This is a genomic window from Porifericola rhodea, assembly GCF_030506305.1.
Classification (GTDB): Bacteria; Bacteroidota; Bacteroidia; order Cytophagales; family Cyclobacteriaceae; genus Catalinimonas; species Catalinimonas rhodea.
In genome coordinates, this window is the sequence record NZ_CP119421.1 from 3276543 (window position 1) to 3293660 (window position 17118).

17 protein-coding genes, 2 tRNA genes and 2 pseudogenes are annotated in these 17118 nt (G+C 38.7%); 7 read left to right on the top strand and 14 right to left on the bottom strand.

The window, feature by feature from the left end; genetic code table 11:
- Positions 1 to 31 precede the first annotated feature (31 nt).
- From PZB74_RS22635 to PZB74_RS13375, 4 genes and pseudogenes are all read right to left on the bottom strand, one after another.
- Positions 32 to 970 (bottom strand): annotated as a pseudogene (locus PZB74_RS22635) (delta-60 repeat domain-containing protein); the annotation flags it as partial.
- 513 nt (positions 971 to 1483) lie between these two features.
- Positions 1484 to 1684, bottom strand: a complete 201-nt coding sequence (locus PZB74_RS13365; protein ID WP_302236817.1) for a hypothetical protein — start codon at positions 1682 to 1684, stop codon at positions 1484 to 1486.
- 87 nt (positions 1685 to 1771) lie between these two features.
- Positions 1772 to 2077 (bottom strand): hypothetical protein, encoded by a 306-nt coding sequence (locus tag PZB74_RS13370; RefSeq protein WP_302236818.1) that lies wholly within the window; start codon positions 2075 to 2077, stop codon positions 1772 to 1774.
- 295 nt (positions 2078 to 2372) lie between these two features.
- Entirely contained in the window at positions 2373 to 2525 is a 153-nt protein-coding gene (locus PZB74_RS13375) for a hypothetical protein (RefSeq protein ID WP_302236819.1), read from the bottom strand.
- Between the two features lie 100 nt (positions 2526 to 2625).
- Between PZB74_RS13375 and PZB74_RS13380 the strand changes: the two genes are divergently transcribed.
- Complete coding sequence (locus PZB74_RS13380) at positions 2626 to 2997, top strand: ISAon1 family transposase N-terminal region protein (RefSeq protein ID WP_302236821.1); 372 nt, start codon at positions 2626 to 2628, stop codon at positions 2995 to 2997.
- Between the two features lie 29 nt (positions 2998 to 3026).
- Positions 3027 to 3965: pseudogene (locus PZB74_RS13385) on the top strand (ISAon1 family transposase).
- A 134-nt stretch (positions 3966 to 4099) separates the two neighbouring features.
- Here the strand turns inward: PZB74_RS13385 and PZB74_RS13390 are convergent.
- A tRNA-Asn gene (locus tag PZB74_RS13390) sits at positions 4100 to 4173 on the bottom strand.
- A gap of 285 nt (positions 4174 to 4458) precedes the next feature.
- On the opposite strand from PZB74_RS13390, the gene PZB74_RS13395 reads away from it, so the two are divergent.
- Complete coding sequence (locus PZB74_RS13395; protein ID WP_302236823.1) at positions 4459 to 5931, top strand: trypsin-like peptidase domain-containing protein; 1473 nt, start codon at positions 4459 to 4461, stop codon at positions 5929 to 5931.
- A gap of 299 nt (positions 5932 to 6230) precedes the next feature.
- Positions 6231 to 6644, top strand: a complete 414-nt coding sequence (locus PZB74_RS13400) for a response regulator (RefSeq protein WP_277481532.1) — start codon at positions 6231 to 6233, stop codon at positions 6642 to 6644.
- Between the two features lie 389 nt (positions 6645 to 7033).
- On the opposite strand, the gene PZB74_RS13405 is transcribed toward PZB74_RS13400, so the two are convergent.
- Positions 7034 to 8473, bottom strand: coding sequence for a hypothetical protein (locus tag PZB74_RS13405; protein WP_302236826.1), 1440 nt, complete (start codon positions 8471 to 8473; stop codon positions 7034 to 7036).
- Positions 8474 to 8851: 378 nt separating this feature from the next.
- Here PZB74_RS13405 and PZB74_RS13410 point away from each other — a divergent pair, with 378 nt between their 5' ends.
- Positions 8852 to 9394 carry a rhodanese-like domain-containing protein gene (locus tag PZB74_RS13410; protein WP_302236828.1) on the top strand — a complete coding sequence of 181 codons (543 nt, stop codon included), beginning with the start codon at positions 8852 to 8854 and terminating at the stop codon, positions 9392 to 9394.
- A 368-nt stretch (positions 9395 to 9762) separates the two neighbouring features.
- Here PZB74_RS13410 and PZB74_RS13415 read toward each other — a convergent pair.
- Both PZB74_RS13415 and PZB74_RS13420 read right to left on the bottom strand, forming a co-directional pair.
- A tRNA-Ala gene (locus PZB74_RS13415) sits at positions 9763 to 9836 on the bottom strand.
- A 38-nt stretch (positions 9837 to 9874) separates the two neighbouring features.
- Positions 9875 to 10552 (bottom strand): C40 family peptidase, encoded by a 678-nt coding sequence (locus tag PZB74_RS13420; protein ID WP_302236829.1) that lies wholly within the window; start codon positions 10550 to 10552, stop codon positions 9875 to 9877.
- Positions 10553 to 10579: 27 nt separating this feature from the next.
- Between PZB74_RS13420 and PZB74_RS13425 the strand changes: the two genes are divergently transcribed.
- Positions 10580 to 10912 carry an MGMT family protein gene (locus PZB74_RS13425; RefSeq protein ID WP_302236832.1) on the top strand — a complete coding sequence of 111 codons (333 nt, stop codon included), beginning with the start codon at positions 10580 to 10582 and terminating at the stop codon, positions 10910 to 10912.
- Positions 10913 to 10975: 63 nt separating this feature from the next.
- On the opposite strand, the gene PZB74_RS13430 is transcribed toward PZB74_RS13425, so the two are convergent.
- Entirely contained in the window at positions 10976 to 12217 is a 1242-nt protein-coding gene (locus PZB74_RS13430; protein WP_302236834.1) for a M16 family metallopeptidase, read from the bottom strand.
- 285 nt (positions 12218 to 12502) lie between these two features.
- Between PZB74_RS13430 and PZB74_RS13435 the strand changes: the two genes are divergently transcribed.
- Positions 12503 to 13663 (top strand): hypothetical protein, encoded by a 1161-nt coding sequence (locus PZB74_RS13435; protein ID WP_302236836.1) that lies wholly within the window; start codon positions 12503 to 12505, stop codon positions 13661 to 13663.
- Between the two features lie 34 nt (positions 13664 to 13697).
- Here the strand turns inward: PZB74_RS13435 and PZB74_RS13440 are convergent, their stop codons facing one another.
- The 5 genes from PZB74_RS13440 to PZB74_RS13460 all read right to left on the bottom strand — a co-directional run bounded on the left by PZB74_RS13440 (position 13698) and on the right by PZB74_RS13460 (position 17117).
- A complete protein-coding gene (locus PZB74_RS13440) occupies positions 13698 to 13871 on the bottom strand; it encodes a hypothetical protein (RefSeq protein WP_302236839.1) in 174 nt (57 codons plus the stop codon).
- Between the two features lie 36 nt (positions 13872 to 13907).
- Complete coding sequence (locus tag PZB74_RS13445) at positions 13908 to 14054, bottom strand: hypothetical protein (RefSeq protein WP_302236840.1); 147 nt, start codon at positions 14052 to 14054, stop codon at positions 13908 to 13910.
- Between the two features lie 690 nt (positions 14055 to 14744).
- Positions 14745 to 15935 carry a M20 metallopeptidase family protein gene (locus tag PZB74_RS13450; RefSeq protein ID WP_302236841.1) on the bottom strand — a complete coding sequence of 397 codons (1191 nt, stop codon included), beginning with the start codon at positions 15933 to 15935 and terminating at the stop codon, positions 14745 to 14747.
- A gap of 24 nt (positions 15936 to 15959) precedes the next feature.
- Complete coding sequence (locus tag PZB74_RS13455) at positions 15960 to 16511, bottom strand: SPOR domain-containing protein (protein ID WP_302236843.1); 552 nt, start codon at positions 16509 to 16511, stop codon at positions 15960 to 15962.
- Between the two features lie 51 nt (positions 16512 to 16562).
- Positions 16563 to 17117: a PepSY-associated TM helix domain-containing protein gene (locus PZB74_RS13460; protein WP_302236844.1), complete on the bottom strand. Its 555-nt coding sequence runs from the start codon at positions 17115 to 17117 to the stop codon at positions 16563 to 16565.
- Position 17118 lies beyond the last annotated feature (1 nt).

Below are 17118 nucleotides of genomic sequence, written 5' to 3' on the forward strand. Positions count from 1 at the left end.
ATGCTATCTGATGTTGCCAAAAAGCATTATCTAGCGTACCATCATTATTTAATCTGAAAAAGTACTTGGATGAGTTAGTGTTTTCGCGTATGCGTCCAGCAACGATGATCTGGTCATCTTGAAAGATAGGTTTCGTCGATACAAAATCTATTTTAAGCGTACTAATTATAGGATCAACCATGCCATTAGCCCCCAAACGTAACAAACCTGAGGAAACCGCTACATCATTAAATGTGGTAACAGCAGTTCCTGTTAAAAGAATCGTGTTATTTGGGGCTATTGTGATATAATATATTAAACCAGGAGTTCCTGCCCCTACATCAAAAGTTTCGTCTATATTCCCATCAGTATTAAACCTAGCTAGATCGTTTCTTTCGCTGCCATTTACTTTTGAAAAAGAACCTAGGATAATTAGTTTATTTCCCTGCAAGTCAGCATCAAAGATCCACCCGTCTACTTGGTTGTTTTGGTTGAAGGTCTCATCCACAGATAAGTCAGGATTGTACCGGTAGATATGGCCAATATCCTCTTCTACCCATCGATTAGAAGTCGTTACTAAAATCTTATCATCCGCCTGAATATTGAGTGATGAAATGGGTTGCTCAAACTTAACTTCCCGTATGACTTCACCTGTAGTAGTTAGTTTTAATAGACTATTGCTACTAGCGGTTATTATCTCGTTCGAATTAAGCAAAGCTATGTGTTCAACTACTTCAATATTATCCATTGTAAACGAGAAAGATTTGTCCAAATCTCCATTTGGATGTAAGCGAATCAAATGATTGGTCCGCTGCTGCTCATAGAAGTCGATATTTCCGCTCACTATAATCTTGCCATCGGATTGGACTACAATCTTACTGATGTCCGCTGCCGTAATCGGCGTAGGCGCCTGAAAGTTCGGGTCAATGGACTGAGCTGCTGAGGCCACATAGATGAACAACATGCAGGTAATTAGGGTATATAACTTCATTGCAGAAATAAAAGTCTATTTCAATATATTTACATGCAAAGTAATATAAATTATATGTTTGATTATAATATTATATGAAAAAATATTCTTTTTATCCTCTGATCTTAGGGGCTGTATGGTATCTCTTGCCTTATAAAATGTCTTCTATTTCCATCGTAAATTGATAGTGATGGCTGAAGGGATAAAGAGGTTGTACTACTCATCCAGCAGAGCAGTATTTCAACATTACTTTTCGTAGTGGGTATGAGATTAATTTATGTTTCCCTTTACACTTAGTCATTCCGGGAGCATACTATCCATCTAGGCGATATTAAGCAGAAGAGAGGGATGATAAAACGGTATAATGTGAGCGTTTATATGAAAATTCAGTCTCACTACAAATTAGTTCTGCCATCACAATGACTGTTTTCCGCCGTAACTGAATCTTGAGCATGACCAGCAATCAAGACTAAGAAAAAATATCACATACGCTTCAAATAGGCCATTTAGACAACTCATGCTTTAGGGGGTTATTCATCTTTTGGCAATCTGATTCTCATACGCATGGCCACTGTCTGTCATGCTAATGGCTTTGCCTGCTGCCTTTAGCTGCTTTACATATTGAAAGCTGCAGTGCTGTACATCGCGATCAGAATCATGAATAAGCCTACTCCCCTGTTTACTACGTGTGGCAAGGACCATTTCCAAAGCTCTCAGGCAACCTTTGGTGCTCAAAAATTGATGCAGGCAGTAGGCCCGCTATCTTCTTTAAGTAGGCACTGTAATTAGAGACAGACAGATGAAGTCAACCTCCACAAAGATTTAGATCATGTCACATACCCACACTTGTTCGGTCTCCGAGACCGGAAGTTGCTTGATCAAGTTAGGGTATTTCCTCAAAAGATGATTTGAATGTGTAGTCTGGTGTACAGATTTTTTATGCCGAATGAGCATACGGTGGGAGCGAAGCAACTTATGTAACCGATCTCTGCCCATAGTAGTGCCACTTTTTTGAGAGGGCTCCCGTAGCAGAAGATATAGCTTTTTCGTCCCCAGACCAGGGATCTCCCTCCTGATAGCAGTTGCTAGATCCAATACCAGCATAGACTGGGCAGGGCGCTGATTCAAGAATGTTCTTAGCTAATGAAATGCTTGACGACTTTTACCATACAGTCGGCAAAGGCTACCGACACTTACCTTTGCAATTTGATTACACTGTAGTTTTAAGACCGTTTGGCACGGGGTGCCCCGCACCAGACTTTTTTCTAATAGATATTTTCAGCTACATCAATCATAGTATGAACAGCAGATCATTAGATTGGCATCTTGTAAGGATTTCTCTAAATCCTTATTCTGTTGTTTTAAAGCTTCTAAATTTTGTTTTTGCTTTTCATTCATAGGAGGCAAAGATATGAGACCTAACTCAATGATAAATCATTTGGATAGAGTGTATGCCCAATTCTTGCATGATTTTCCTGGCATCTTCGTTTCCAAAAAGCACACGAAAGGCAACTGCCTCTTTGACTTCTTCGCTGTATTGATAGCTGTTTAATAGTTCGCGAATGTGATCTTCCATAGATACAGTTTTGTTTAAAACTGTCAACCTACATCAGGGATCAAGCTTAAAAGTTGTGGGGTAAGTTGTTAGGGTATAATTTAGCCGTCAAAAAGAATCATTGGATAAAGCTATCATTTCTTTGTTTCTACCGGATGGGATGCTTGACTATTTTGAAGTTACTTCAGTAGAAAAGACAGAAGAGAGCTACCCTATTAGTTTAGCAGAGAAGAACCAGCATCCGGAGGAATATGCAGGCGAGAACCTCATCTTCAAAGGCTATTTTGCAGAAATTACTGTAAAAGATTTTCCCATACGCGGTAAAGCCTGCTATCTGAAAGTAAAACGCAGAAGGTGGTGGAATGAAGATACAGGAAAGGTAGTTTTTAGAAACTGGGAATTGGTGGCTCAGGGCACGCGAATGACTATGGAATTCGCGTCTTTTTTATCGGATCGCCGAAGCGAAAGCATTGCATCGATACCACACCGGTAAGCTGTAAAAGCTTAGGCAACTACTTCCATATAAACGGCAAGTTATTAGAAGAGCAATATGCTGTTCATTTGAGTGACTACAGGCATTGGGATCAGTTAGAGCATGCCGAGGATTATGTTGTTTTTCCTGAGAATGTTGGTGAATATATCACTATTGATGAAACAGCAGTTTCACAGGGTGAACTTTACACAGTGATCACCAACAAATCGGCCAGGGGGAATAAAGGCTGCTTTATTGCAATGATCAAGGGTACTAACAGTGAACGAGTAAAGTCTATCCTGCTTAGAAAGATCCCATTAGAAAAAAGGAGGCTGGTCAAAGAAGTCACCTTAGACATGGCGGCCAGTATGGAACAGATCGTGACTAAGACATTTACCAAAGCTGTTTTAGTCACCGATCGTTTTCATGTGCAAAAACTGGCTTATGAAGCAGTTCAGGAAATGAGGATAGCTTATCGCTGGGAAGTTATTGAGCAAGAGAACCAAGAAATGGAATTGAGCAAAGAAGTAGGCAGAACCTTCGTTGCCAACAGGTTAGAAAATGGTGATACTCCTAAACAACTACTGGTCAGGAGCAGGTACCTGCTCTTCAAGGACAAAAGCAAATGGACGTCTTCCCAAGTCCACAGGGCAGAAATCCTGTTCAAACTCTATCCACAGCTTGAGCAAGCTTATGAATTAGCTCAAAAGCTAGGACATATATACCAAAACACTAAAGAGAAAGGTGTCGCTTTCACCAGACTGGCCAGATGGTATGATCAGGTAGAAAAAGCTGGCTTTAAATCTTTTAATACAGTCTCTAGAACCATTCAGTAACACTATAAAACTATCTTAAACTTCTTTGATAGAAGAAGTACTAATGCTGCTGCTGAATCTTTCAATGCCAAAATCAAAGCTTTCAGGTCACAGTTCAGAGGGGTGAGAAACATTAGCTTCTTCCTCTACAGACTTTCCAAAATCTATGCTTAGTACTACTGTCCCCCAGATTTGTTGCTTGATCCATTATTGGTTGAAATAAGATTAAAGAAAAGCAAAAAAATAGGTGGCGTATCAACACAAAAAAGCCACTTACAAGATAGACTTATAAGTGGCAAATTTTAAAGCTCCTCCTCTTGGGCTCGAACCAAGGACCTACTGATTAACAGTCAGCCGCTCTAACCAACTGAGCTAAGGAGGAGTGTTTTCCTTAACGGGAGTGCAATATTAGCATGCTCTTAATTATTATGCAAACACTGGCGAGAAAAAATTTAAAAAAAATATTATCGCTTGAAAACGTATGGTACTTTCAAAAAAATAATACAATTAAACACTATTGCAGGCTTGATTTTGTAGCTTGGTGCCAAACATAGTCAATTTATAGTGAGCTAAATGTATTATATTAATTCAGGCAATAACACATTTAATGCGTTGACGTTATTATTTACACCATATGGTGCATTAATTTGAATTTGAACAGCCCGTCATGAATAAATTACAGTTTTTTTTAGGGGTGGTATTAGCCGCGATATTGGGGGGAGTTACTGCTGTAAGCCTTATGCAGTATTTTGACGAAGACAGTACTGCCAATACCAATCTTCAGAGCGAAAGAAATATACAGTTATCTAAATACCTTACAGATACTGCTTTTACCGTACCTGACGGTATTAATTTTATTTATGCAGCAGAAAGAGTAAAGCCCGGAGTGGTATTTATTCGTTCTACCTACAATGGTTCTGGTCAGAGTTTTACCAATCCATTAGAAGATTTGTATAATGAGTACTTTCGGAATGGAGAACCGCGCGAGAGGAGAGGGCCTTCTCGCTCTTCTGGCTCTGGAGTAATTATCTCTGAAGATGGGTATATTGTTACCAACAATCACGTAATTGAAGATGCAGACAAGGTAGATGTTACTCTGGACGACAATCGTATGTATACGGCCAATGTAATTGGCGTTGATCCTACTACAGATCTTGCTTTAATTAAAATAGATGAAGAAGATCTGCCTTTTGTAGATTTCGGTGACTCTGACGACCTTAAAATAGGAGAGTGGGTACTGGCAGTAGGTAATCCTTTTGGTACACTAACTTCTACTGTTACCGCAGGTATTATTAGTGCCAAAGCCAGAAATATTAATATACTCCACGATAGGAATAATCGCCAGATAGAGGCATTTATACAAACCGACGCAGCGGTAAACCAGGGCAATAGCGGTGGGGCTTTGGTAAATCTTAGAGGAGAGCTAATTGGTATCAATACCGCAATTGCGACCTTTACCGGTACTTATGCTGGTTATTCTTTTGCCGTACCTGCCACATTAGTACGTAAAGTAATGAACGACCTCATAGAGTTTGGAACAGTGCAAAGGGCTCTGCTTGGTGTATCAATTATTAATGTTGATGCGCGTCTTGCGGCAGAAGAAGGGCTGGATATAGTAGAGGGTGTATATATACAGGGAGTAGCTAGTGAAAGTGCAGCATCTGAAGCAGGAATACAGCCTGGCGATATTATAGTTGAGATTAATGGAAAAAAAGTAACAAACGTCTCTGAATTGCAGGAACTGGTAGCCAGAAACCGTCCTGGTGATAAGGTAAAGGTAACTTATTATAGAGATGGAGGAATAAACAATGTATATGCAACCCTCAAAAATACTATGGGTGATACCGAAGTAGTAAAGCGCCCTGAAGAACTGGAAATGGAAGGTGCGCTATTTATTACTCCGACAGCAGATGTCTTACAGGCTTTGGAGATAGAAGGAGGGGCTCAGGTTGTAGAGTTAGGTGAAGGTAAGTGGGCAGATGCTGGTCTGGAAGAAGGTTTTGTAATTACCTCTATAGATCATGAGAAAGTGTTTAGTGCAGAACAACTCATGGATATTATGGCAGATAAAAGTGGGGGCATTTTAATAGAAGGTATTACATCTGAAGGTAAGCATGCATTTTATGGATATGGCTGGTAAAAACACGTAGATATTTTGTAAAAAAAGCACTATCAAAAGTGCTTTTTTTTTGTTGTGACTACATTAATTCTATATACCATTGGGGATATATACATAATATTATATGTGAAATAAGTATTGTTATAAAAAGTGAAAGTAAGTATATTATAGAATTGAAAAATTTTTTTTGTTAAAATCTTATAAATTGCATCATAAAAGCAGGAAGAGGAAGAATCTAGAACTGTTTTTGCTTAAATTCCATATAATTGTATTCAAAACTTATTTATAATAAATTTTAGCCACAAAAGTTAGCGAAGCATATGTCAGAAGATAAGAAACACCGCGCTGTTATGTTGATTGATGATAACGAGATTGATAATCTCATCAATCAAAAAATGATAGAAGCTGCTAATATCAGCGATCATATTTATACGCACTCAGGAGCAAAAAGTGCTATTGAGTTTTTAAAGAACATTGAAAAGCTTGGCGAAAACGGTAAAACAGTTCTTCCTGAAGTTATCTTCCTGGATATTGATATGCCTTTGATGGATGGCTTTCAGTTTTTAGATGAATTTGACAAGCTAGCTGATGAGACTAAAGAGCATTGCAGTATTGTGATGTTAACCTCCTCTATTAACCCTCAGGATGTCAATAAGTCACATAAATATGCCTGTGTAAAGCAATACATCAACAAACCGCTTACTCAGAAAAACCTCGAGAAACTAGCGGTTTAAGATTTACTCATAATTGATAAGTATGTTTTTACCACATCGCCTGGCGGTGTGGTTTTTTTTATGTCCTGGGAGTTGCAGTATCTTAAATTCTGTTCAGCACAGCTTGATCTATAACAGGGATTGATGTCAACATATGTACAAGAATTAAGTGGTGTGTATCAGCAGCCAAACTCAGAAGTAGCCAAGGTGTTCTACTTAACTTATCTTAGTCTTTCTAAGCTCTTATTATTACACTGCCTGCCTTTATAGCTCATAAGTGGTCCGTGTATATACAAATGGAGTAGAAAGGGTATTGCACAACTTTTAAAAGAGGGTCTAAATGTATACTGTAGGGCAAAAAAAAGCCCTGAAGTTTAAGACTCCAGGGCTGATGGGTATAAAAACACTAACTAGCAAAGACGATTGATAAAAGACTCATCCATTTTTACCAATTGCGTAGGAGCAAAGTTGACCATTTCAAAGCGGTTAAACTTCTCAACCAGTGCTTTAATCTTGTTATACTTATCACGTTTTACATCAGATACAGAGATCTTCAGGATCTTAGTAAAAACTACGATAGACTCACTATTGTCTTTTCCGAGTATTCTTACTTGTCTTTGAATACTGTTAGTAAGCTGATTAAACAAGTCATAATCATTCATCAGGCAGTATTGAAGGGCAAGTATCGCCTTTACCTCTAGCTGTGCGTAAGGGTACTTTTTAAGACTTGTCTCATTAAGGAGATTGTTGATCCAACGAGCAGCCTCATTGTACTTCTGTACGTAGTAGCAAGACAACGCGCGGTAGATCACATAGGTAACATACTTTGGCACATCATCCAGGTCACACTCAAAGTCGTGGAACAGAAGTTCGTTCTCTTCGTACAGTGCTTCTTCTTCACCCACACGTATAGCTCTTTCTAACTTACTGATCAGGTACTGAGCAGGATAAGTATGCAGGCTATAGTTTGTAAGTAGGGTAGAAGTAGCATCGTTTACTTCTTCGTAGTAGTCCTCTGCCTTACGGTACACTTTGTAGTGGTTGTAATACTCCAGACGAAGTAGTTCGTAAGTCAGCTGTAAGTGGTGGTAGATAGAATCCAGATAGTAAGAGTTAAGGATATTATGCATCTTATCCAGTATATCCTCTATTGGCTCCATATCACTGCTTTCATGTATCTCTTCAGATACAAAAAGGCGGTGAAATACATTTAAACAGCTTTGATATACATACAGTCTGTGCGACTCGTATAAATTACAAAGGTTGTTCATCTCCTCTGCCAGCAGGTTTAGCTCAAGCTTGCCCGTCTCTTCACGAGAAAGAGAGTACTCACCATATTTCTTAAAGTACTGAGAAAGCATCTCTTCAGCTTTATCTACTGCCAGCATATAAGCTACGTGCTTGTTATAAAGCTGTGAGTAGGTAAAGTGCTCAGGAGTATTGATGTGTAACTTGCGGAGTGTCTTATATACAACGGTAAGCTCACTTGGCAAATCGTAATCTAATAACTCTTTTTCAATTTTCTTAAGCGTAGCAATTGCAATCGCTTTCTTTTTAGTAAAGATTACTTCATTGATGTTTGCAACTTTTTTGATAAGATCAGTACGAGGATTCTCCATTTGCTGGAGTAAGTACTCTTCAATTTTTTGATTAAGACGAGAGCGTAGGGTGTAATAAGCATTAGTATTAACACCTAGTTCGTCCATAATTTTGTTATCTGACAGAGACCTTTCCCGCATTGCTTTAAGAAGGTGAGCCGATTTTTCTGCACTGTTCTCCATCAATGACTCGTGTATGGATATATAATCCGAGTCTGAAAGCTGTCTGATAATGTTCTTGAGCTTAGCCATTTGTATAATATTAAGTTGTAGTTCCTGCTAAGTGATTTGACAAAACAATAATAAGTAAATTTTACTATTTGTTGCATACATCTGATTTTGATGAAAAATTATCTAGGTGAAGGGTGAGTAATAATTGTTTAAATATTAAATAAAGGTATAAAAAGAAAAAACATACGTCCGATATTTAATATAAATTATAAGGAATACTATTATACATTTTTTATAAATAGTACGAAAATACGCCAATGCACGTTAAATATTGTGCGTGTAAGTTTTTGTCCATACAATTACATTTATTGCATAATAATGTAAGGCCTAACGTAGTAATTGTACCAAATAAGGTACGTAAACACTACTTTTAGTTTGTGTTAGTTCTATATATTACTTATGCTATATCTTTTAAAAAATAAGAAGTTTTTCTACCCTATACTGATTGTATTATTCCTGATTGGTAGTGCACTTATGCTTAAAAGCCTATTCTACTTTTTGTTCTTGCAAGTCATAATTCCTGACCATACGCCTCATTTAAGCATAAATGACCTACAAAAGCTTAACTCTGATACTGTATTATTGTTAGATACAAGAAGTTCGGAAGAGTTCAGCGTAAGTCACTTAAAAGGAGCAAGTTGGGTGGGGTATGAGGAGTTTACACTAGAACAATTTGACGATTTGCCTTCAGATACTACAATAGTGCTGTATTGCTCAGTAGGTTATAGAAGTGACGTTGTAGGAAAAAGACTTAAGGATGCAGGCTTCACTAATGTATACAACTTATGGGGAGGAATCTTTGCATGGGTAAACAAAGGGCTTCCAGTATATGATGAGCAATCAGTCACCCAGAATATACATCCATATTCTGCCAGCTGGGGCTTTTGGCTTACGCGGGGCAAAAAAGTTATGCAATCCTATAAAACTGTTATAGAAGATTGACAAAAAGATAACTTAATTAATAAAAGGTGTCAAAGCACTAAAACCTCAGTAAGGTATCATAACTTCAGCTACCTTCTCATTAAAGCCCAAAAATTGTAAACTCATAAATAATTAAGAATAGTACCATTCTTAAATTGACTTAGTTAGGAGGCTTTTTATTGAAGTGTAAGGTAATGCTAGCCATACAAAGCTGTATATAACACCACTTCTCTCCTTTTCTATTTCACGAAATTAAAATTTCAGCTGTTAAAGCTCAAACTTTAGATAAGGTCTGCTAGAGATATGGCTATTGCGCTGATGGAGTAGATAGATTATAAAACAAGAGCTAATAGTGCATAAAAAAAGCCTCTCAGGGCTGAGAGGCTTTGTGGAGAATACCGGAGTCGAACCGGTGACCTCTTGCATGCCATGCAAGCGCTCTAGCCAGCTGAGCTAATCCCCCATAAATAGGTCTGCAAAACTAGATAAATATTATTAAAGTCAAAAAGGTCTGCGCGCTTTTATAAAAATTCTTCTGTAATAATCAGAATAGATATTGTTTTCAACGACGCCCAATTTAGTAGAGGCGTGAATAAAGCGGACATCATGTTTACCTTTTACTTCAGTAACCATACCTACGTGTGTGATTTTGTTAGGGTTACTTTTCTTAGCAGCAAAGAAAACCAGGTCGCCGGGCTGTAACTTAAACAAACTTACCCCTTTCCCAATTTTTACCTGCTCTGAGGTAGTTCGGGGTATACTTAAATCAGCCTGATTAAAAGAAGTCATCAGCAAACCTGAGCAGTCCATACCCGAACGAGTAGTGCCTCCCCAACGGTAAGGTACTCCTGTGTATGAGCGAGCTATATCAATTACCTTATCTACAGGGCTTGCATAGCTTGTCTCGCTTTCAGAGCTATGTACACTGCTTCTGGTTTCATTACGTTTTGGAGGAGGAGTATAGGCTCTTTCTTTTTTATAGGAAGGTGCCTTTCGGTCGGCTACTTTTTTTTTGCTGGCACAGCTGCCGAGTATCAGAATACAAGTAATCCATATGATATATGGAGTATAATAGGGCCTGGTTTTGCTAAACAGTATAGTCATAAAGCAAATATATAATGTATCTTTTTTCTGCTCAATGCAACGTGCTTTAAGCAAGCTTATTTTGTTTATCTTCATGCCGCTAAACTTTTACTCTAGAGGCTTATGTCAGACAAAATTAGTTTTTTTGAGAATGTGTACGAGGTCGTCAGATTAATTCCCCGGGGTAGAGTTAGCAGTTATGGTGCCATAGCTAACTATCTGGGCGCAAAAGGTAGTGCGCGTATGGTAGGTTGGGCAATGAACAATGCTCATCAGTATGGAAATGTACCTGCACATAGGGTAGTCAATAGAAATGGTCTGTTATCGGGCAGACATCATTTTAATCCTCCCGAAGCTATGCAGGAGCAGTTGGAGAAAGAAGGTATAGAAGTGAAAAATAATCAGGTAGTTAATTTCGAGCTTGTTTTTTGGAATCCTTCCACCGAATTACTTTAATACTATTTAAAATACACAAGAAAAGCAGCAGGTTTATGCTGCCACTTTTTATCCAAATGCTTATTATTTAGTTCGGGAATGATAGTATAAGGTACTTTCGTTACTTGCCACAAGTCTGTTTGCAGCGAGCTTACGTATTCCTTCAGCTTCTACCTTCTGTATAAGTCTGGATTCTTCATTAATAAGATCAGGATTACCCAGCATGGCAGCATAGGCCAGGTTCATTGAACGATTAAGTAGCTCCATTTCTGAAAAAACAATGGTAGATTCTGCCTGGTTTTTTACTTTTTCCAGCTCTTCTTCCTCAAGGGGCTCTTCTATTACAGAACGAATCACTTCCTGTATACCAGCTTCTGCCTCTTCCATTTTAACCCCTTTGTTTAACTTACCGTGAATGTTCAGGGTGCCAGGGTCCATAGAACCACTAATATATGCTGAAATATTGCTAAATAGCCTTCTTTTATTAACCAGCTCCTGATGTAAACGAGAAGACTTACCTCTTCCTAGAACATCACTAAGCAAATCGGCTGTATAATAATCGTCGTGCAATCTTTCAGGGATATGGAAAGCTTTATATATAGCATCTAATGGAACATCAGCCTCTACATGCTCTACCCTGGATTCTTTTTGTACGGGTTCCTGGGGCAGGTTTCTGAGATATTGCTCGCCACTAGGAATGGGACCAAACCATTTTTCGGCCAGTCGGCGAACATCATCAAACACTACATTGCCGGAAACAACCAGTATGGCGTTGTTTGGTACATAAAATTTATGGAAGAATGATTTTACATCATCCATACTGGCATCCTCAATATGTTTGATATCTCGTCCGATAGTAGGCCAGCGATAAGGATGTACTTTGTAGGCTAGTGCCTTTAGCTTCATATAGGCATCACCATAAGGCTGGTTCAGGTATTGCTGCTTGTACTCTTCAATAACAACTTTACGTTGCACTTCCAACACTTTTGGATCAAAAGATAAGCTCAACATTCTGTCGGACTCTAACCAAAACGCTGTTTCTAAGTTGTCAGAAGGGAGGCTTATATAATAATTAGTGATATCGGGGCTGGTAAAAGCGTTGTTTTCACCGCCTACCAACTGTAGAGGTTCGTCGTAGGAAGGAATATTTACTGAGCCCCCAAACATTAAATGCTCAAAAAGGTGGGCAAATCCGGTTTTGTTTTCATCTTCGTCCCTGGAACCTACATTATACAGTAAGTTTACCGTAGCGGTAGGTAAGGTAATATCCTGATGAACATAAACTTTGAGTCCATTGTCTAAGACAAAGTTCTGGAAGTCAATCATAAAATGATTTATGTATTTAAATTTCTTTAAAAGTATAACTTCTTTTTACCTGGCACTTGCTTATGCCATCACTTGTAAAGCTAACAAAGGTGCCGGGAGCTGTATTTTCGGTACGCAAAGTTAACATAAATATAATACGAAGAGTGCTATTTCTTTTGTGGCTGTATTTAACTTTGCGTGCTGAAATAGGTGAAAAAAGGATAATAATTACAGGTACACTAAAGTAAAGAAAGAGTAAACTCAAAATCTTAGTACAAGACGTCGTCCTATCTGATAGCTGAAGTAATGCCAAAAACTAAAAATAAGAGAGTCAATTCTAGCCGTTTTAGAGAAGTTATCTACCAACTTTTCGATCTTTTTAAAGAGGAACGGAAATTTATCGTTATTACCGCATTGTTGTTTTTAGTAGCCGGCGTTATTTACCCATATACAGGGGTAGCCATGTGGTTTGGTTTTGTACTGGCCGCCTATTCCGCAGTATCTAATGATAGTATTCAGACTATAGGTACCTTTATCGCTTCCAACGCTGACCGTAAGTGGTATGTGCTCTGGTTGTATATTGGTGGTATTTTTCTGGCTACTGTTACCATAGGTTGGGTTATTAATTCTGGAGATGTTACCTATGGTCGCTTACAAGCAACAGATAGCAATGGTAATCTGGCCTTTCCACAACCTGATAATTTTGCCTTTTTACAGATTGCTGCACCAATTTTTCTTCTGGTACTCACTCGGCTGAGAATGCCGGTTTCCACCACTTTTTTGCTGTTAAGTAGCTTTGCCGTAAGCCCCGGTGCCGTAGGCTCAGTAATTGGAAAAAGTATCAATGCTTATTTTATGGCATTTGGTCTGGGCCTGGTGGTTTGGTTGTTAATTAGTAAAGCTACTACCAAGTACTTTAAGGGTAAGCCTTCTCAGTGGTGGGTAGTGGCACAATGGTTAACAAGCGGTACCCTATGGTCTGTATGGATTATGCAAGATGCTGCCAATATTGCTATTTATCTACCCCGAGAGCTCACAACTATACAATTTATAGGCTTTGCTCTGGTAATATTTCTTGGTCTGGGTTTGATCTTCTTCCTGAAGGGTGATAAAATACAGGATATAGTAAATGAAAAGAGTGAAGTCAGAGATATTCGCTCAGCTACAATTATAGATTTTGTCTATTCCCTTATACTGGTTTATAAGCTCTTTGTCAGTGTAATTCCAATGAGTACAACCTGGGTATTTATAGGTTTACTGGGAGGGCGAGAGCTTGGCTACAGAATCAGGGAGAAAAGTAAGGGTAAAGGCAAGAATAAAAAGAAAAGAATTAAAGAGGCTTTTGCTATGATCGGTAAAGATTTAGGCCTGGCTACTATCGGATTGGTTATCTCTGTAATTATTGCTACTTCTGTAAACCCAGGCTTTAGAGAACAATTGATAGAGTATATGAGTAATGCATTCTAGCATTAGGCTCAGTTACAAAAAAAGGCATGATTTGTCATGCCTTTGCGCTGTCAATTTCTATCTTTTTCAACAAAACCAGCCGGAGAAACGAGCATTCGCTTTCTGTTCCCTGATAGTGTAGTTCTCCGTTTACATACAAGCCATGTGTTTCTTTGTGCTTGTAAGCATCCACTAGTTTTATTTCTACCTGATCTTTTACTGTTTTCATGCACAAACTATATTCTGATCAATAACATGTAAGGACTTAAATTCTGGTACTGTATTCTAATCTCATACTCTTCACTACTTCTATAGCTCGCTTTGCGTTAGCAATATCCATCTCATAAGTATCTCTGATGTGGGCAAGGTCTGCAATAAATCTTTTGAGTTCGTGTATGCTATTATTTTGCATGCTTTCAACATTTAATGGGCTGATACTTATTTATTGCTGAATTTTACGCAAGTGAATATTACTATGTACGCTTTGTCTTAGTTAGTTATATAAGCTTATTTATCTTTGTAGATACTTACTTATATAATTTATGTAACATTAAATATAAATATTTAAATAAAAAAATCATTTTTTGCAGAAAGAAGCATAAGGAGCGAGAAACAATACTGAAACTCAATATTTACACTTATAATACAGTGAAGTAACAAATAGTGAAAAAGTGCTACTATGGTTTTTTTTTACAATTAGGAATGTATTTTTTTTACTTAATGCTTTATGCCTAAAAGGCTAAAAATCATCTGAGATTCCTCAAAAGGAAATTTGATTTTAAACAAGTCCCATTTTAAATGCTTATATTAGTTTTTACTCAGAAGCTAAAAGGGCTATTTGGTAGCTTCAAGCGGACCGGAAATACTGTAGTTAGGCAGTATAAGCTCAGAAAAAAAGGATAACACGATACAGTAAGGTATCGCTGATTATTTTAATGAAATGTATCTTAAAAATTTTTTGACATGAAAACTCCTTATGAAAATCGCTTTAAATTCGGGATAGACAACTTTCTTTTCGGAAAAACAAAGAAAAAAGCAAGGCCACTCTATTGGGTTTTGTTCTTAATATACCTGTTAGTGGCCCTATTACTTCAGTGGGGATTTAGTGCTTAAGTTCTTGTAAAGTAATCCAACTCATCAGGCTAACACCGACTTTCAGAGCATCTTCGTCTATGTCAAAGGTAGGGGTGTGGACTGATGAGGTAATGCCTTTTTCTTCATTGCCGGTGCCCAAACGGTAGAAGCAGGCATCTGCAACCTGGGTATAGTACGAGAAATCTTCTGCTGCCAACCATAAGTCAAGGTCCACGACATTATCATTCCCTAGCAGGTCAATAGCGTAGTTTCGGGCTCTTTGAGTTAGCTCAGGACTGTTTTTTAGAAACGGGTACCCCCTTCGTATTTCAAACTCACATGAGCCTCCCATACCTTCAGTCAGACTTTCGGCTATAGCTTTCATACGCTGGTGTGCTTTCGCTCTCCACTCCTCATCCATAGTACGGAATGTACCCTCTACCTTGACTTCGTTAGGAATTACATTTGTAGCTCCTTCGGCGATTACTCTACCGAAAGAGAGTACAGTTGGCATTTTAGGACTGGCATGTCTGCTTACAATCTGTTGTAAGGCCACTATAATATGAGAAGTAATTAAAATAGGGTCTATGTTTTTTTCAGGCATTGCGGCATGTCCTCCTTTACCTTTTACGGTAATGTAGATTTCATCGGCACTGGCCATATACATACCTTCTCTAAACCCAACTTTACCTGCTGGTAAATGAGGGAGTACGTGCTGACCAAAAATATGGTTTGGTTTAGGGGCTTCCAGCGCTCCTGCTTTAATCATCAGCGACGCTCCTCCGGGTATCTTCTCTTCTCCGGGCTGAAAAATCAGCTTTACGCTACCTTCAAATTCTCCTTTTAGCTGATTCAGTACCTTAGCTGTTCCTAAAAGTGAAGAGGTGTGTACATCATGACCGCAGGCATGCATTACCCCATTGTTGGTAGACTTATACGGTACATCATTGGCTTCCTGTATGGGTAAGGCATCCATATCTGCCCTAAGTGCAATAACTTTTTTCTGAGGGTTTTTTCCTTCAATTAGTGCTGTAAGGCCGGTGTCGGCTACACCCTCTGTAGGAGTAATACCAAATGATTTTAGCCGCTCGGCTACATATTTTGAAGTTTCATGCTCCTGAAACGATAGCTCAGGATGGGCATGTAAATGTCTGCGAATGTCTACTATTTCCTGTGCCTGGGCTTCAGCCAGGGACTTCACTTTTTCCTTAAGATCCATAGGTTAGGTAGAGGAGTATTTGTATTAATCGTCTTTGTTTATTTTAAATCTTTCGGGCACTATAAGTACCACGGGGAAATTCCCTTTAAGTTCGCTATAAATAGGTTGAGCTTCCAGTCGGTCGGTAAATTCGCCTACCTTCACCTTATAGTTTGGAGGATCAAAGGAGATGGCTGGATTGGACTCTGGAATCAGGCTGTAAACCATATTTTTGGCCTCATTAGCTTTTTCGCGGCTATTGCCGGTGTATACCTGTACCGTAAATCCCTGATATACATTATTTCTGGCATTGTTATCACTCACCTGAACTAAAAAATCATCTAGCTCGGTATTAATACTATAGCGAGTAGCCAGGCTTGCGTTTACCTTCGGGCCTTCAGGAGTAGGGCGTGTGCTTTCCTGTCTGGGTTCAGTCATCGCCTTTTTAATAGAGTCCGTATAGTTTAGGCGGATATCTTCAATGTTTTCATTGTAATCTTCTTCGCCTTTGGTGCCTATTGTTTTTGATGGAGAACAGGCATTTATTCCTAAAAATATAATAATGGCGAATGAAAAAAATGATAGTGTCTTCTTCATAATGATATTGCAGTTCTTATGTCTAATCAAAACAAAAATATAACTTATTGTTCAGGCTTGCTTTCTTTTTTTGATCTTACGTATTCTTCGTGGACCAAACCAAAGCCAAATGCCTGAGCCAGTGAGAATAAGCAGCCCCAGTCCCAGGCTGTTCATTGAAACTAGTTTAAATAGATCACTTACAATAGAGCCGTCGTGCACCTGCTCTATCCAATCTGAATGTCGCCGGGCTATAGATAAGATATTGCCAGTGTAGCCGTCCACCTGAACCTCCCAGTACCCTTTTGTAAAATTTACTTTTACAATACCTTTAGCCGGGCGTACATCCATACGATCTATTTCTGGCTTAGCCTGATTAAGGTGCTTCGCCAGCGTGTCTTGCGCCAACGATGCCAGAGTCTCTATGGGCAGCCATGCCTGCTCTTCTACAGCAATACTTTTTTGTGTAGGTGGCTGTAGAACGTCTATATCTTTTTTCCAGGCAAGTAGTATGCCTGTCAGACTACTGATTAATACTAAAAGTGCAATACTAATCCCTACCCACTGGTGCCATTGCCGATATTTACGCAGGCTGCTCGCGATATGATGCACATTAAAAAGACTCATA

Coding starts and splice junctions, on each gene's coding strand:
- PZB74_RS13375 (WP_302236819.1), bottom strand. CDS start 2,525: ATGGAAGATCACATTCGCGAACTATTAAACAGCTATCAATACAGCGAA.
- PZB74_RS13395 (WP_302236823.1), top strand. CDS start 4,459: ATGAATAAATTACAGTTTTTTTTAGGGGTGGTATTAGCCGCGATATTG.
- PZB74_RS13400 (WP_277481532.1), top strand. CDS start 6,231: ATGTCAGAAGATAAGAAACACCGCGCTGTTATGTTGATTGATGATAAC.
- PZB74_RS13405 (WP_302236826.1), bottom strand. CDS start 8,473: ATGGCTAAGCTCAAGAACATTATCAGACAGCTTTCAGACTCGGATTAT.
- PZB74_RS13410 (WP_302236828.1), top strand. CDS start 8,852: ATGCTATATCTTTTAAAAAATAAGAAGTTTTTCTACCCTATACTGATT.
- PZB74_RS13420 (WP_302236829.1), bottom strand. CDS start 10,552: ATGAAGATAAACAAAATAAGCTTGCTTAAAGCACGTTGCATTGAGCAG.
- PZB74_RS13425 (WP_302236832.1), top strand. CDS start 10,580: ATGTCAGACAAAATTAGTTTTTTTGAGAATGTGTACGAGGTCGTCAGA.
- PZB74_RS13430 (WP_302236834.1), bottom strand. CDS start 12,217: ATGATTGACTTCCAGAACTTTGTCTTAGACAATGGACTCAAAGTTTAT.
- PZB74_RS13435 (WP_302236836.1), top strand. CDS start 12,503: ATGCCAAAAACTAAAAATAAGAGAGTCAATTCTAGCCGTTTTAGAGAA.
- PZB74_RS13440 (WP_302236839.1), bottom strand. CDS start 13,871: ATGAAAACAGTAAAAGATCAGGTAGAAATAAAACTAGTGGATGCTTAC.
- PZB74_RS13445 (WP_302236840.1), bottom strand. CDS start 14,054: ATGCAAAATAATAGCATACACGAACTCAAAAGATTTATTGCAGACCTT.
- PZB74_RS13450 (WP_302236841.1), bottom strand. CDS start 15,935: ATGGATCTTAAGGAAAAAGTGAAGTCCCTGGCTGAAGCCCAGGCACAG.
- PZB74_RS13455 (WP_302236843.1), bottom strand. CDS start 16,511: ATGAAGAAGACACTATCATTTTTTTCATTCGCCATTATTATATTTTTA.
- PZB74_RS13460 (WP_302236844.1), bottom strand. CDS start 17,117: ATGAGTCTTTTTAATGTGCATCATATCGCGAGCAGCCTGCGTAAATAT.